The sequence below is a fragment of the Candidatus Zixiibacteriota bacterium genome (assembly GCA_040752815.1).
Taxonomy (GTDB): Bacteria; Zixibacteria; MSB-5A5; order GN15; family FEB-12; genus JAGGTI01.
The window spans coordinates 24,678-38,362 of record JBFMGC010000007.1; the positions used below are offsets into that span (position 1 = coordinate 24,678).

The 13,685-nt window shown below is 57.3% G+C and carries 13 protein-coding genes; 5 read left to right on the top strand and 8 right to left on the bottom strand.

Going from position 1 to position 13,685, the window contains the following annotated elements:
- Positions 1 to 10: 10 nt before the first annotated feature.
- The gene (nadA, locus tag AB1772_03270) at positions 11 to 1,093 is read left to right on the top strand and encodes a quinolinate synthase NadA (protein MEW5795360.1); all 1,083 of its coding nucleotides are present in this window, start codon (positions 11 to 13) and stop codon (positions 1,091 to 1,093) included.
- 118 nt (positions 1,094 to 1,211) lie between these two features.
- Here the strand turns inward: nadA and lgt are convergent, their stop codons facing one another.
- From lgt to AB1772_03290, 4 genes are read right to left on the bottom strand one after another with little or no spacing between them, the layout of a single operon-like run.
- Positions 1,212 to 2,021: a prolipoprotein diacylglyceryl transferase gene (lgt, locus tag AB1772_03275; protein MEW5795361.1), complete on the bottom strand. Its 810-nt coding sequence runs from the start codon at positions 2,019 to 2,021 to the stop codon at positions 1,212 to 1,214.
- On the bottom strand, positions 2,011 to 2,940 hold the full coding sequence (locus tag AB1772_03280) for a phosphatase PAP2 family protein (GenBank protein MEW5795362.1): 930 nt from the start codon (positions 2,938 to 2,940) through the stop codon (positions 2,011 to 2,013). The genes lgt and AB1772_03280 overlap by 11 nt, the downstream gene beginning before the upstream one ends.
- On the bottom strand, positions 2,933 to 3,643 hold the full coding sequence (rsmI, locus tag AB1772_03285) for a 16S rRNA (cytidine(1402)-2'-O)-methyltransferase (GenBank protein ID MEW5795363.1): 711 nt from the start codon (positions 3,641 to 3,643) through the stop codon (positions 2,933 to 2,935). The genes AB1772_03280 and rsmI overlap by 8 nt, the downstream gene beginning before the upstream one ends.
- A 14-nt stretch (positions 3,644 to 3,657) precedes the next feature.
- A complete protein-coding gene (locus tag AB1772_03290; GenBank protein MEW5795364.1) occupies positions 3,658 to 4,464 on the bottom strand; it encodes an NAD+ synthase in 807 nt (268 codons plus the stop codon).
- A 128-nt stretch (positions 4,465 to 4,592) separates the two neighbouring features.
- On the opposite strand from AB1772_03290, the gene ssb reads away from it, so the two are divergent.
- Positions 4,593 to 5,015, top strand: a complete 423-nt coding sequence (gene ssb / locus AB1772_03295) for a single-stranded DNA-binding protein (GenBank protein ID MEW5795365.1) — start codon at positions 4,593 to 4,595, stop codon at positions 5,013 to 5,015.
- Positions 5,016 to 5,204: 189 nt separating this feature from the next.
- Entirely contained in the window at positions 5,205 to 5,774 is a 570-nt protein-coding gene (locus AB1772_03300) for a HAMP domain-containing protein (GenBank protein MEW5795366.1), read from the top strand.
- On the opposite strand, the gene lpxD is transcribed toward AB1772_03300, so the two are convergent.
- From lpxD to rplU, 4 genes are read right to left on the bottom strand one after another with little or no spacing between them, the layout of a single operon-like run.
- Complete coding sequence (gene lpxD / locus AB1772_03305) at positions 5,763 to 6,809, bottom strand: UDP-3-O-(3-hydroxymyristoyl)glucosamine N-acyltransferase (GenBank protein ID MEW5795367.1); 1,047 nt, start codon at positions 6,807 to 6,809, stop codon at positions 5,763 to 5,765. The two genes, AB1772_03300 and lpxD, sit on opposite strands and share 12 nt — an antisense overlap.
- Positions 6,790 to 7,329, bottom strand: a complete 540-nt coding sequence (locus AB1772_03310) for an OmpH family outer membrane protein (protein MEW5795368.1) — start codon at positions 7,327 to 7,329, stop codon at positions 6,790 to 6,792. The genes lpxD and AB1772_03310 overlap by 20 nt, the downstream gene beginning before the upstream one ends.
- 28 nt (positions 7,330 to 7,357) lie before the next feature.
- Entirely contained in the window at positions 7,358 to 9,856 is a 2,499-nt protein-coding gene (gene bamA / locus AB1772_03315; protein ID MEW5795369.1) for an outer membrane protein assembly factor BamA, read from the bottom strand.
- A gap of 16 nt (positions 9,857 to 9,872) precedes the next feature.
- Complete coding sequence (gene rplU, locus AB1772_03320; GenBank protein MEW5795370.1) at positions 9,873 to 10,190, bottom strand: 50S ribosomal protein L21; 318 nt, start codon at positions 10,188 to 10,190, stop codon at positions 9,873 to 9,875.
- A 460-nt stretch (positions 10,191 to 10,650) separates the two neighbouring features.
- On the opposite strand from rplU, the gene uvrB reads away from it, so the two are divergent.
- Complete coding sequence (uvrB, locus tag AB1772_03325) at positions 10,651 to 12,669, top strand: excinuclease ABC subunit UvrB (GenBank protein MEW5795371.1); 2,019 nt, start codon at positions 10,651 to 10,653, stop codon at positions 12,667 to 12,669.
- 14 nt (positions 12,670 to 12,683) lie between these two features.
- The gene (locus AB1772_03330; protein ID MEW5795372.1) at positions 12,684 to 13,631 is read left to right on the top strand and encodes a hypothetical protein; all 948 of its coding nucleotides are present in this window, start codon (positions 12,684 to 12,686) and stop codon (positions 13,629 to 13,631) included.
- The last annotated feature ends 54 nt before the right edge of the window (positions 13,632 to 13,685 follow it).

The window sequence follows — 13,685 nt, forward strand, 5'->3', positions numbered from 1 at the left end:
GCGACTGCAAGTGTATTTTTCGTTGCCCAAAGAGTATCGCGAAGCTGCGACTGACGAACTAAAGGACCGCATCCGGGCCTCGCGCGCGAGGTTAGGCCGCAGGCTGTGTGTGCTCGTGCACCATTACCAGCGGATGGAGGTCGTACAGTTCGGCGACTTCGTGGGCGACAGCTACGACCTCTCCAAGACGGCCGCAGCCCAGAAAAAGGCGGGGATCATCGTATTCTGCGGCGTGCATTTTATGGCCGAATCGGCCGACATCCTGACCGGTTCGCACCAAAACGTCTACCTCGCCAACCCGCTGGCGGGCTGTCCGATGGCCGATATGGCTGAGATGGCCGATGTGCTCGAAGCATGGGAGTATCTTAAGCCGTTCGGCGGCGCGGAACGAATCATGCCGGTGTCGTACATGAACACCACTGCCGGCCTCAAGGCTTTTACCGGCCGTAACGGCGGCACAATATGTACGTCGTCCAACGCGGCGGCCGCACTGCAGTACGCCTTCGAGCGGCGTGAGAAAGCGTTTTTCTTCCCCGATGAGAATCTCGGCATGAACACCGGCCGCAGGATGGGGCTCAAGTCGGAGGAGATGATCATCTGGGATTTCTCGCGTGAGTCCGGCGGCCTGACCGAGGAGCAAATCGACCGGGCCAAACTGATCCTCTGGAAGGGGCACTGCCATGTACATACCAACTTCACGCCTGCCCATGTGGCTAACATGCGCTCAACGTATCCCAATGTGCAGATTATCGTGCATCCCGAGTGTGTCCCGGAAGTTGTCGATCTTGCCGACGGTGTCGGTTCGACCAAGTACCTGGTCAAGTATTGCGAGGCGGCTCCTTCGGGGTCGGTGATTGCTATAGGCACCGAGGTTAACCTGATCCACCGGATGTCGGAGCTCTATCCAGATAAGACCATCATGCAGCTTTCCGGCGACATCTGCCCGGTCTGCGCCAATATGTACCGGACAACGCTGAACGACCTGGCCTACTGCCTCGATCACCACGATGATATAAAACCGGTGGTAGTCACCGATCCTGACCGGAGCGACGCGCTGCTCGCTCTCGAGCGGATGCTTGAAATTGGGCGGTAGGTCGCGCGGGCTTGGGCACCAAGCTTCAGGTGAGCCGGGGACTTCACAAATGGGCCAATGCGGAGTGTAGGAAGACGGCCACCACGCACGGAAAGAGTTCGACTCGTGTAGGAGTGCCCTACGAATTCCCCGCCGAGTTGTGCTTTCGCACACTCACTACATAGACGGCCAGTCCGCCCAAGAACAGTGACCAGGAAACAACCTGGTTCCATGTCGGATGCATCCCCCACAATGAGAAATGCATCTCGCTTTCATAGTATCGAACGTATTCGATGGCATAGCGGAACACCGCTTCGACCATCAGGAAGATCGCGGTCACCTGTCCTGTAAAGCGTCGGTGTTTTACCAGGTGGTGCAATGCCACGAACAGGCCCAGTCCGTAGAGCGACGAGTAGATTTGCGACGGATGCAGATGCTGTGAGCCGAAAATCATGTAGGGAATCGAGTCGGGCGGAAACTCCACTCCCCAGGGAAGATGGGTGGGTGTGCCGAAACAGCAGCCGTTGAGAAAGCAACCGATACGGCTGATACCGATTCCGAGTCCGATGGTCGGCGCGAAATAGTCGAATACGTCGAGTACCGGCACGTACTTCAAGCGGGCATAGATGATTGACCCGGCCATGCCGAACAGAATGCCGCCGTAGAGATTCAGCCCGGCAATTCCGAACTGGCCGGACTGAAACGGATTGAAGATGTCCAACAGGTTGTTGGCGAAATCGGACCAGTGGAGGGCCGCATACGAAAGCCGCGCACCGAGAATTCCGCCGAAAATCATGATGTACGCGAACATCAGGTAGGTATCGAACGGCTTGCGATCCCTCAGAGCCACTCGCTGGATGTAGTACACGCCTGCGAGGAACGAAAGCGCCAGCATCAGACCAAAGGCTCGAACCGGCACCGGGCCGATATGAAACAGCTCAGGGTACATTCTCTGTCCTCACAAGTTGTACATGCTCGGTCAGGGCGTCGCCTAACGCTGCCCGATTCAGCCCGGCCCGCACCAGCCAAACTGCTGCCGCGCCGATGACTGCTCCGACTACTACATCGCTGACATAGTGGAACCGTCCCCAGACAGTGCCGAGCGCAAGGCCGATTACGATCGGCAGCAGCCACCAGGCGGCCTTACGATAGTATCGGTAACAGAACATCAGCGTCACCAGGGCGACCCCGGTGTGCGATGACGGCATCGCGCCGCCGCGAACCGCCGCATTGTCAATTACATATGTCACCAGCTGCCGGAACAAGGGGCCGTCGACCGGGTTCACGTATTGCCCGGCGAGGTGCCATCGCGGCCCCTCCACCGGATACAGCCAGAAGATCAGATATGAAACAAAAAACGTCAGACTCGCCGCCGCCAGATACTCACGGATGATCTTGCTGTCTCCTCGTACGAACGCTGGAACCAGAAAACCCGGAACGATCAGGTAGTAGGTGAAATAGCAGAAAGAGAGAACCTCGGTGACCCACACGTTGAGCAGCTTCTGATCGATGTAGAGGGTCGGCTCGAGGCCGAAAAGCGAACTTTCAAGGGCGACAATGTGGGCGTCGAAGAGGCGATCAAATACGAGCTCCATCTGCCCGCCGGTCACGCGATAGAACAGCGTGAACAGCATCGCCGGATAAAGCAGCCGGACGAACCTGCGCCGGTTCCCCTGGGTCTCGTCGACAAAACGGACAATAAGTACCGTCAGGGCCGCGGTGCTGAGATAGAAAGCGAGTTCGTCGGCGTATCGCGCCAGCGGCCGTCCGAGCACGACTATGACCAGCGCCATTAGCAGACAATAGTTCAGCACGATCCAGTCGACCGGCCGGAACCGAGCAAAACCGGCACGGATGCGGTTAGGCATTCTCGTCCCCGCTCTTGTGTCTTTCTGTCCCCGCCACGACAAGGACAATTTCGCCCTTGATCGACTTTCCGGAGACGCGCGCGGTGATCTTACTCAGCGGGCCGCGAATATACTCTTCGAATTTCTTCGAGATCTCCCGCGCCAGGGAGGCCGGGCGGTCGCCGAGAACTTCCTGCATATCCGCCAGAGTCTTTTGCACTCGATGAGGGGACTCGTAGAAAACCAGCGTGTGCGGCAAATCGGCCAATTGCCCCAGGCGCTTTCTGCGGGCGGCGCTTTTGTTCGACAGAAAACCCTCAAAGAAGAACCGGTCGGTCGGCAGGCCTGACGCTGTCAAAGCCGGAATGATCGCGCATGGGCCGGGCAGAGCCACGACCGGCAGGCCGTTATCGATCGCCGCTCGCACCACCCGGTAGGCCGGGTCGGATATGCCGGGCGAGCCGCCGTCGGAAATCACCGCTATGCTCTGCCCCGTTCTAACGGCCTCGGCCAGACGATGCGCCCGCTCCCGCTCGTTGAACTCATGATAGCTGATAAGCCTCTTGGAGATCCCCAACTTCTTGAGCAGGTTGCCGCTGTTGCGGGTGTCCTCGCAGGCGATCATGTCAACGAGATTGAGCACCTCTATCGCCCGGGTCGTGATATCACCCATGTTGCCGATCGGTGTCGGTACCAGGTAGACCGTGCCGGGGGAGTCTGCCATCGATCAGTGTCGTTTCAGCTCAGTTTTATCCGGTCGGGGACCGGCCTGCGTCCCAGCGATGCCACCGGCGGCAGGGCGCGTTTGAAGGCATTACGGTTCAGCAGGGAGACAATTCGCTCGATCTGATCCCGCTTAAAACCCTCCTTTGTCAGAACCGCCAGTGAAGTTTCGCCGTCGTCGACTATGCGTCGCAGGATCGCGTCGATCTGCACATACGGTACGCCGATCTCGCCCTCATCGGTTTGTCCCTCCCACAGGTCGGCGGTGGGAATCTTGGCAATGATCGAGTCGGGGATGTTCAATCGGCGAGCCAGTATTCGGGCTTCGGTCTTGTACAGTTCCCCGACGGGGTTGAGCGAACAGGCGGAGTCGCCATAAAGCGTGGTGTAGCCGAGACAAATCTCGGTCCGGTTGCCGGTGCCCAGCACCAGCCGGTTGGTGGCGTGGGCGATATCAAAGAGAACCGCCATTCGTTCTCGGGCCATTTTGTTTCCGGCGCGAATCTTCACAGAGGCGTCGATCTCCGCAAAGTAAGCGTCGATCATTGGCGTGATGTCGACTTCCCGATGTTCTATGCCCAATTGTCCCACCAACTTGAGCGCGTCGTTTTTTGAAGAAGGGGACGACAGGCGATACGGCATGATCACGCCCAGCACCCTCCCCGGGCCTACCGCTCCGACCGCCAGGCTGGCGCTCAGCGCCGAATCCAGCCCGCCTGACACCCCGACCACGTACCCGTCCAACCCGCTGGCAGCCAACTTGTCGGCCAGAAAAGACTGGATTAATGTGATTGCTTTTTGTGGGTCGAATGTATTACTCATCGGGCGAGCTCCCATAGTGGGCAGAATATCAAAACCGTCTGAGGGTTTCAAGTGAAATATCCCGGCCTTGACCGGCCCGGCATGCTGGATTATAATGAACCAACCTTATCTGATGGAGGTATGGGGTTATGAGTGTGAACAAAGCGATCTTAATCGGAAATCTTGGTCGTGACCCTGAGTTGAAGTACACGCCCGGAGGTCAGGCAGTGGCGAATTTCTCCCTGGCAACCACCGACCGCTGGACGGGTCAGGACGGACAGAAAAACGAGCGAACGGTCTGGCACAACATTGTCGCCTGGGGAAAGCAGGCCGAGCTGGCCAAAGAGTACCTGCATAAGGGAAGACAGGTGTACATCGAGGGCCGGATTGACAATCGGAGTTATGACAAAAAGGATGGCTCCGGGAAGGGATACATCTCGGAGATAGTCGTCCAGAACATTCAGTTTCTCGGATCGAGGAGCGATGCCAACGCCGCTCCGCCGCCGGCCGACGCTCCCTCGGGTCCGCCGCCGGAGGCTGCTGCCGGCGACGATGACGATCTTCCGTTCTGATTTATCGCTGCACAAATCCGTGCTAAAGGCTGTGGCAACAGAGCCTTTTTCATGTTCCGCTTTTGCTCACCAAATGTCGGAAATCGGACTAAGACCGTAGGGTAAAAGGCCCGAATCTGGGGGTGATGACCGGGCCATCGGCTGACTCGTTGTGGACTTCGGCCCGCGACTTTTAGAGGAAATTCTGTTATGTCTACTTCGCTGGTCTCGGCCCAGAACGTATTGGACAAGTCGCGCCTGTATCGCAAGGCGGCGTTTATCGGACTGACTGCCGTGCTGGCGTCGGCTGCCATAATCAGCTACTACAATGAAAACGTCGCCACACTTTGGTCGGCGACCGATAGAGTCGGCTTTGAATTGGCTATAATGACCCTGATGCCATACATGATCTCGGCCGTCATCGGCGTGATAGCCGCGATCGGCGTGACGACCATACTGCCCACTGCCCGTGTAGCCGCTCCGGCGGAGCAGATAGTGCACAAGCTGAGGGAGATCTCCGACGGTGATCTCACCGCGCGCGTCCGGCTCAGCGGTAGCGACCCGCTCAAGGAAGTTGGAACTGCGTTCAACACCGCAGCGACCAATCTCTCCGACCGGATCGCCCATTGGAAAGTGGTCAACCGTCAGCAGTGGGGTGTGCTCTGTCGCATTCGCCAGGCGATCGAGGAAGGTGACCGCGAAAGCGCCCTCCGGCATGTTTCCGAAATGGAGCAGAACTGGGATCGAATAGCTGAGATCGAACAGCAATTAGTCTGCTGAGTCGTCGCCCAGCTTCTTCTCGATCTTCCGCACCCGCTTAAGCAGATCAGGCAGCCTGATCAGGGCTGCCTCGATTCTTTTGGTCTCCATGATCTCCCGGGCCGGGTAACCGAACACGGTCTTGCCCGGGGGAATAGAATTCGGTATCCCGGATTTGGCCCCCACCCGGACGCCATCGCCGATCTCGATATGCCCCACGATCCCTACCTGGCCGGCCAGGATGACCCCGTTGCCCAGCTTCGTGGATCCGGAGATGCCCGTCTGCGCTACTATAATACAGTGCTTTCCGATCTCGACATTGTGGGCGATCTGAACGAGATTATCGATCTTGGTGCCGGCGCCGATGCGAGTCGGCCCGATCGCGCCGCGGTCCACCGTGGTGTTCGCGCCGATCTCGACATCATCATCGATCTCTACCCATCCGACCTGTTTGATCTTCTTCAGCCCCTGGTCTGATTCCGCGAAGCCGAATCCATCGGAGCCGATAACTACCCCCGGATGGAGTATGACTCGGCTGCCGATCCGGCAACTGTCCATGATTGTCACGCCGGGGTAGAAAAGGCAATCGTCGCCGATCGAGACTTCATCGCCTACAAACACCGATGAGAGCAGTCGGCAGTTTCGCCCCACTACCGTTCCCCGACCGATATGGCAGAGCGGTCCAAGTCGCGCCGTAGAATCCACCCTCGCCTCAGAGTGGACAATTGCGGAGCGGTCTATGCCGGACTCGCTCTGCGGCTCATCCGGGTAGAGGAGATCAACTGCTAACGCGAACGCATAGTACGGCTTTGGGTGCCTTATCACCGGCACCCTGCTACACGCAGCAGCCGGTGCGAGGATCAGCGCACCGGCCTGGGTGGATTCAATGAACTTGTTGTATTTTTCGTTGGCGACAAAGCTGATCTGATCCGGGCCCGCGCTCTCGATAGGAGCCGCCGAGCGAATAACCACCCGGCCGTCACCCTCGACCGTGCCGCCGATCCTGGCCGCCAAATCCGATAGAGTGAAGCTGGGGCTATTCTTCGATCTTCTCAAGCTTCTCCAGCACCTTGTCGGTGATATCGTAGATCGGCTTGATATAACCCAACGCGGACTGCAGCGTGAATACCACGTCGTAGCCGCCCTCTTCGGCGACCAGTTGGATAGCCGTGTTCACTTTGTCGAGGAGCGGCTTAATCAACTCCATCTGCTTATTCTCAGCGGAACCGCCGGGTCCGTAAATCTGCCGGGTGTACGCGTCGAGCGCATCGCGCTTGGCTCGAATCGCCGCCTCACGCTCTTTCTTTTTCTCGTCAGAGAGAATCAGCTTCTGCTTCTCGTACTCCTGCTGGAGTTCCTGCAGTTCGGACTGCTTGGCGGTGGCCTCGTCGTCCCAGGCCTTCATCTCGACATCCATCTGTTCCTGAGCGCGCGCCCATTCGGGATAGGCTGTCTTGATCTTCTCATCATTGATAAAGCCGATCTTAAGACCCTGCGCCTGGGCGGTGCCGCCTACGGTCATGAGCAGTGGCGCGATAGACATCAGCAAGAGCGCCAGGTTAAAGAGAACTCGCATTCAAATCACTCCTTATTAGTTCGTTCAATCATCGAATTGTACTGCCAATCTGGAAATGCGGTTTCCAGCCTCGACCGCTACCGTCGGGAGGATCGTCGAACGGCTTGGCAAAGTCAAAACCAATGGTGCCGATTCCCGGCACGACAATTCTGAAACCGAGACCCGCGCCCTTGTAAAGCCCGGTCAGCGGCTTCATGTCATCAAGATGCAGCCAGGAATTGCCGGCATCAAGAAAAAGTAAGCCGTAGATCTGGTTCTCGACAATCGGGAGCTGGATTTCGGCATTTCCGACAAGCATGTGTTTGCCGCGTACTCTCGTCTTGAAACTCGGGCTGACCGTGACTGAGTCCGGTTCGTCCACGTTGGGGTCGATCGTCTCGGGGTCGGCAAAATAATAGAGCGATGTATCCGTTCCGTACACCAGCGAATCAGGTGTCAGGATTCCGTCATCGTAGCCGCGAATGGTGCCGTCATAAGCCGTGCCGCCGGGATTGAAGCGGTCAGATACGAGAATGCGCAGATCACGGGGGTCGTCGGAGCCCCCCACCACGACCCCGTACTCGACTTTGGCCGCGAGTGCGAATTTCCAGAACAGCGGGATAAATTTGGCCAGCTCAAACCGGTGTACTTGGTACTTCCAGAATCCGCCCAGGATTCCGGTCTTCTCCCAGGTGTACGACATGATCGAGCCTTTGGTGGCGAATTCCGGAAGGTTCCGCGAATCGCGGACCAGCGTGAAAGCCAGCCGCGACGCCGTATTCCATTTCTCGTTATATGCCACCAGGGAGCCGGGGAGCGGCTCGCCGACTATGGTCTCGTCTTTGCTCCGGTGCTCCACCGTGGAACTGTCGGTAATCTCGGTCCAGCGGTAGCGATACGTCGTGCTGCTGGAGTTCTGGGCTTCGAAGGTGTCGTCGTAGTCGTAGAAGCGGTTGCGTTCGAGGCGATAGGACGTATACAGCCGGAAGTAGTTGTCGGGCCAGCGGAGTCTGCGCCCCACGCGGACCGACCCGCCGCGGCGCGCCTCGGTGTAGTCATCAAACCACCTGCGGCTCATGGCGAATAAGTCAACTCCCAGGAGAGTCGGGCGGCCGAACAGCCATGGTTCCGTGAACGAGATGGAGAATGAGTTGCGGCGGCTGCCGAAATCGACGGAGAAAGTCAGGTTCTGGCCGTTGCCCCTGAAATTAGGTATGCCCATGCCGACCGAGCCGACTACCTTGTCCTGGCTGTTGTAGCCAGCTCCCGCCGAAATCTGGCCGGTTTGTTTCTCGACTACTTTGAACTCAAGATCGACATCGCCGTTGGGCAGACTGATCGGCATCGGCTCGACATTGGTAAAGAAATTGAGCGCCATCACCTCGCGCACCGAGCGGATCAGCAAGGAGCGATTGAATACTTGCCCCGGTCTCACCGGTATTTCGCGGCGGATCACTTTCTCCTTGGTGCGCGTGTTGCCGGTAATATGAATCAGATTGATATGCGCCGGGAGACCCTCGGAGATTATGTACTTGATATCGATGATAGAATCGGCCCGCGTGGCGCGTTCGTCGGCCATTCGCACATGCAGGTGGCCGATTTCCTGATATGCCGAGTACAACTCGCCGATTGACTCGTCGTACTTCTCCGTGTTGAAAACCTGGCCGGCCTTGTGTTTCAGCACTCTGCTCAGAATTGGGGCTTTGAGAACTTCGTTGCCCTCGAAAGTCGATTCGCCGAAATAATACCGGGGTCCCTCGTAGACGTTCAGGTAGATCGTCATCAGGTTGACCGCGGTATCGATATGGATTGAGTCCAATATCAGATATGCGTCGATATACCCCTTCTTGTGATACTCCTCTATAACCTTCTCTTTGTCTTCCTCGTATTTCTCCTGCGCAAAATCGGAACTTCGGAGGAAGCCGCGCTTGCGGTTGCGCATTTTGCCGATCAGGTCGTCGGTTTTCACCCGGACGTTGCCGGTCATAATTACACTGGCGACTTTGACCTTGGACTTCTCCTTGATTTCGTATTTGAGCGATGCCTCGGTCGAATCGGCGTTATAGGTAAGAACCCCTTCGACCTCGGCCTGGAAATACCCCTTTTCGGCATAATTGTCGAGAATCGTCTGCCGTTTTTCGTGAATCAGGTAGGGTGAAATATACCCGCCGACTCCGAGCCCCAGGTCTTTCTTGAGATCGTCGGACTTGATCTTCTTATTGCCGTTGAACTCCAGCCCGACCAGCTTGGGCAGCTCCTTGACGACTATCAGGACTTTCAGACCTCCCGGAACTTCAAGCGCGTCGATCCGCACATCTTTGAAAATCCCCAGGCCGTATAGGCGGTGGATGGTGTTTTGGATAATGGTCGGAGTGAGCGGCGAGCCTTTGGCGATCGATGAAACCCCGAAAATCAGCGAATTGGTGGCGATCTTATTGCCGACCACTTCAATCTCGACCACCGTGTAATTGCCCTGCGCGCCGGCCGTTGTGGCCAGCAGGGCAACCATACACACGATGACAAGAGCCGTCCCTGCTCGGGGTGTCATGAACCAGCCTGCCGCCTCAGTGAGGCGCCACGATTTTCTTGATCTTGATCTCCGAATAGTCCTGCCGGTGCCCGCGGGTGCGGCGATACTTGGTCCGGCGCTTGAACTTATAAACGATCACCTTGTCGCCTCTGCCGTTGGCCAGCAGTTCAGCCTCGATATGCGCCCCGGCAACTGTCGGCGTGCCGATCAGAGCAGTCTCTTTGTCTTTCACCAGTAGCACATGGTCGATCTCAAAGGCCTGACCGACCTCGACTTTCTGGCGCGGGACCCGCAGAGTGTCGCCTTCCTGCGCGCTGAACTGAAAACCGGATAATTGAAAAACAGCCTGCATAGGCATCCTTTCAAAGTACTCAATACGTACGTTTTCGAAATTAGCCCGTCAAACTAACCCAATCGGCGACCAAGTCAAGCTCAATCTTGGCATTGTCATCGCAACGTCTTGCCGTGTCTTCTCTTACACGTCCGAGGTCGGCCCAGGTTCCATTTAGACTGAACTCTGCCCGCCGCCCAGATGGTGAAAGCGCGGAGATGGCCCGCGTTGCTGCCCACGGGAGAATCTATCGTTAGTACTTATGTCCGGGGTAGCATGGACCTTCACCATGTATTATGTGTTGCAGGGAAGTTGGCGGCAGGTCATTGTCCGCCTGCCGAAGGCAGGCGGTGCTGAGGCCCGCCGAATGGCCGCTAGGGCAATAGTGATTCCACCGGCGTCTCTTTGGCCGTATATTAGAAAGTCAGGTTTGGAGCTAAGCATAATCGTGGCAGAGTCAATTCGAAGATCGATATTGGAGATGCCGGATAAATTCCGTCTCAAGGCGCCCTACCCGCCGAGCGGCGACCAGCCGGGCGCGATTGCGGAGCTTCTGGACGGCCTCCGGTCCGGGCGGCCCCACCAGACCCTGCTCGGCGTGACCGGTTCCGGCAAGACCTTTACGATTGCCAATGTCATCGCCCAGTACGGTAAGCCGGCTCTGGTAATCTCGCACAACAAGACGCTGGCGGCGCAGCTTTACGGGGAACTGAAAGCGTTCTTCCCTCATAATGCGGTCGAATTCTTTATCAGTTACTATGATTATTATCAGCCCGAAGCCTACCTTCCGACCACCGATACCTATATCGAGAAGGACACTCATCTCAACGAGGACATAGATCGCCTCCGCCTTCGAGCGACCGCATCGCTGCTCCAGAGGCGGGATGTGATTATCGTTGCCTCGGTGTCCTGCATCTACGGCATCGGCTCGCCCGAGGAATACAAGCGCCAAATGTTTTCCCTCCAGGTTGGAGTGGAAACCGACCGGGACGCGGTCATCAGGCAGCTCATAGCCGTGCACTATAATCGGAACGATGTCGATTTCAGCAGGGGAAATTTCCGCGTTCGGGGTGACACCATCGAACTGATTCCCGCTTACCACGAAAACGCCCTGAGGCTGGAGTTCTTCGGCGACGAACTGGAGCGAATAACCGAGATCGATCCGCTCACCGGCGAGATTCTGAGCGAGCGACCCAGAGTGGCGGTTTACCCGGCCAAGCATTTTGTGACATCTCGTGAAACACTGGACTATGCTATCCGCCAGATCGAGTCCGAGCTGAAAGAGCGGCTCGAGGTGTTCCGTCGCGAGGATAAGCTGCTCGAGGCTCAGCGGCTGGAGATGCGCACCAAGTACGATCTCGAAATGCTGAAGGAAATCGGGTACTGTTCGGGTATCGAAAACTACTCGCGCTACCTGACCGGCCGCCAGGCGGGCGAGCGCCCCAAGTGCCTTATTGATTTTTTCGAAGGGGATTTCATCACCATAATCGACGAATCCCACCAGACCATCCCCCAGGTGCGGGCCATGTTCGCCGGAGACCGGAGCCGCAAGGAAGTGCTGGTGGCGCATGGGTTCCGGCTGCCGTCGGCGCTGGACAATCGCCCGCTCTATTTCGAGGAGTTCGAGGCGCTGCAAAAACAGGTGATCTATGTCTCCGCCACCCCGGCCGATTACGAACTGGCCAAATGCGAAGGTGTCGTGGTCGAGCAGGTGATCCGGCCGACCGGGTTGCTCGATCCGCTGGTGACGGTGAAGCCGCTGGGTACGCAGGTGGACGATTTGCTCGAGCAGGTCCGCATCCGCGCCCTTCGGGGTGAGCGTGTCCTCGTGACCACATTGACCAAGCGGATGAGCGAAGATCTAACCGAGTACCTGGGCCGTCTTGGCGTGCGGGTGCGGTATCTCCACAGCGAAGTGCATTCAATCGAACGAACCGAGCTCATCCGTGACCTGCGCCTGCACAATTTCGACGTGCTGGTTGGCGTGAACCTCCTGCGTGAGGGGCTGGACCTGCCGGAAGTGTCGCTGGTAGCGATCCTGGACGCCGATAAAGAAGGGTTTCTTCGCTCGGAGCGGTCGCTGATTCAGACCGCCGGACGTGCGGCCCGCAATCAGAACGGCGAGGTGATCTTCTACGCCGACAAGGTGACCGATTCGATGCGCAAGGCGATGGATGAGACCAACCGTCGCCGCATAAAACAGCAGGCCTACAACGAAGAGCACGGTATCGATCCGCAGACTCTGTTCAAGACCCGCGATGAAATCCTGCAGTCCACCCAGTTTGCCGATATCCGCACGGTCGAGGCCCCCACGTTCGAGAAACCCCGGAATTTCGAGCTTATGTCGGCCGAGGACCAGCTGGCGTTTCTGGTGCGCACCATGAAAAATGCCGCCGAGAATCTCGATTTTGAAACGGCGATTTTGATTCGCGACGAAATCGACGAGCTGCAGAACCGTCTGAAAAAGGGTAAAACAAAACGGGCCGGCCGCAGTCATTAAGTGTAGGAATGAAGATGAATAGGACCAGCATTATAATGCTCATAATCGCCGGTGCCGTTATTCTGGCCGCAGTTACGACTCAACTGGGGTGCAGCGAGAAGGAAGTGCCGTTTATTATCGACGAGGACGAAATCGCCCGTTACCTGAGCGAGGTAAGCATCGCGCGGGAACTGTTTCGCACCACCGGCCTGATCAACTCGACTCCTTACACTCTGCCCTTTGACAGCGCGGTAATCACTGACGTGGTGCTCAGCCGTAAGAGGAGCCTGGACATATCTCTCGTGCCGCTGAAAATCGCCCAGCCGGGCGGCGACAGCGTGCCGAATTATCCGGATACGATCTACGTTGATCATGGATACCTTGGCCGTTTGCGGGAAAGCCTCGTGGAAGTCAACGACCGCTTTACTATCGAGGTGACAAAGGCCTATTCCACCGATACGGTTGTCGACACCGTACAGCTCGACCTGACTCGGTATGCCTTCTTCCTGAAGTTGGGTGACGATACCCGGCCTTATGTGGGTTGGATACTCTGGGGTTTCAGCGGGATCGGCAGTACGCCGACGCCGCTGAGTGTGGTTGTTAAAGGTTCTGATGGGGCGGATTTCAGGGGGGATCTTGGACTTTACGCTGATGAGCCGCTGTCGTCCATCAGATACATCCCCAAAGTGCCATACATCCGATTAACGGCCATGGATACGGTCGATCAAGGCAGCCGGCTTCTCATCACCACTACTAAAACATCGACCGGCCTGCCTACCAATCCCGTCATCTCGGATTACGAGGAGGGTGGTACCTTCGCGAGGGCGATGGTGCGCTATGATCCGGCCAACTATGTCGACAGCCTATCGTACCAGACGCCCACGAACAATCCTCGGCTCTATAATCAGTTCATGATTCAGATGTTCACCGAGGCGGCGTTCCCTCATCGGACCGCGTTCGTCGTGCCGTACCGGAGCGAATAGAATTCAGTCTCCGGTCGCAGAGATTGCGCTTACGGAACTCGAATCCCCGAAAAA

What these genes read in the sequence shown, in the direction of transcription:
- lgt (MEW5795361.1), bottom strand. Translation starts at nt 2,021, where the DNA reads ATGTACCCTGAGCTGTTTCATATCGGCCCGGTGCCGGTTCGAGCCTTT.
- AB1772_03280 (MEW5795362.1), bottom strand. Translation starts at nt 2,940, where the DNA reads ATGCCTAACCGCATCCGTGCCGGTTTTGCTCGGTTCCGGCCGGTCGAC.
- rsmI (MEW5795363.1), bottom strand. Translation starts at nt 3,643, where the DNA reads ATGGCAGACTCCCCCGGCACGGTCTACCTGGTACCGACACCGATCGGC.
- AB1772_03290 (MEW5795364.1), bottom strand. Translation starts at nt 4,464, where the DNA reads ATGAGTAATACATTCGACCCACAAAAAGCAATCACATTAATCCAGTCT.
- ssb (MEW5795365.1), top strand. Translation starts at nt 4,593, where the DNA reads ATGAGTGTGAACAAAGCGATCTTAATCGGAAATCTTGGTCGTGACCCT.
- AB1772_03300 (MEW5795366.1), top strand. Translation starts at nt 5,205, where the DNA reads ATGTCTACTTCGCTGGTCTCGGCCCAGAACGTATTGGACAAGTCGCGC.
- AB1772_03310 (MEW5795368.1), bottom strand. Translation starts at nt 7,329, where the DNA reads ATGCGAGTTCTCTTTAACCTGGCGCTCTTGCTGATGTCTATCGCGCCA.
- bamA (MEW5795369.1), bottom strand. Translation starts at nt 9,856, where the DNA reads ATGACACCCCGAGCAGGGACGGCTCTTGTCATCGTGTGTATGGTTGCC.
- rplU (MEW5795370.1), bottom strand. Translation starts at nt 10,190, where the DNA reads ATGCAGGCTGTTTTTCAATTATCCGGTTTTCAGTTCAGCGCGCAGGAA.
- uvrB (MEW5795371.1), top strand. Translation starts at nt 10,651, where the DNA reads ATGCCGGATAAATTCCGTCTCAAGGCGCCCTACCCGCCGAGCGGCGAC.
- AB1772_03330 (MEW5795372.1), top strand. Translation starts at nt 12,684, where the DNA reads ATGAATAGGACCAGCATTATAATGCTCATAATCGCCGGTGCCGTTATT.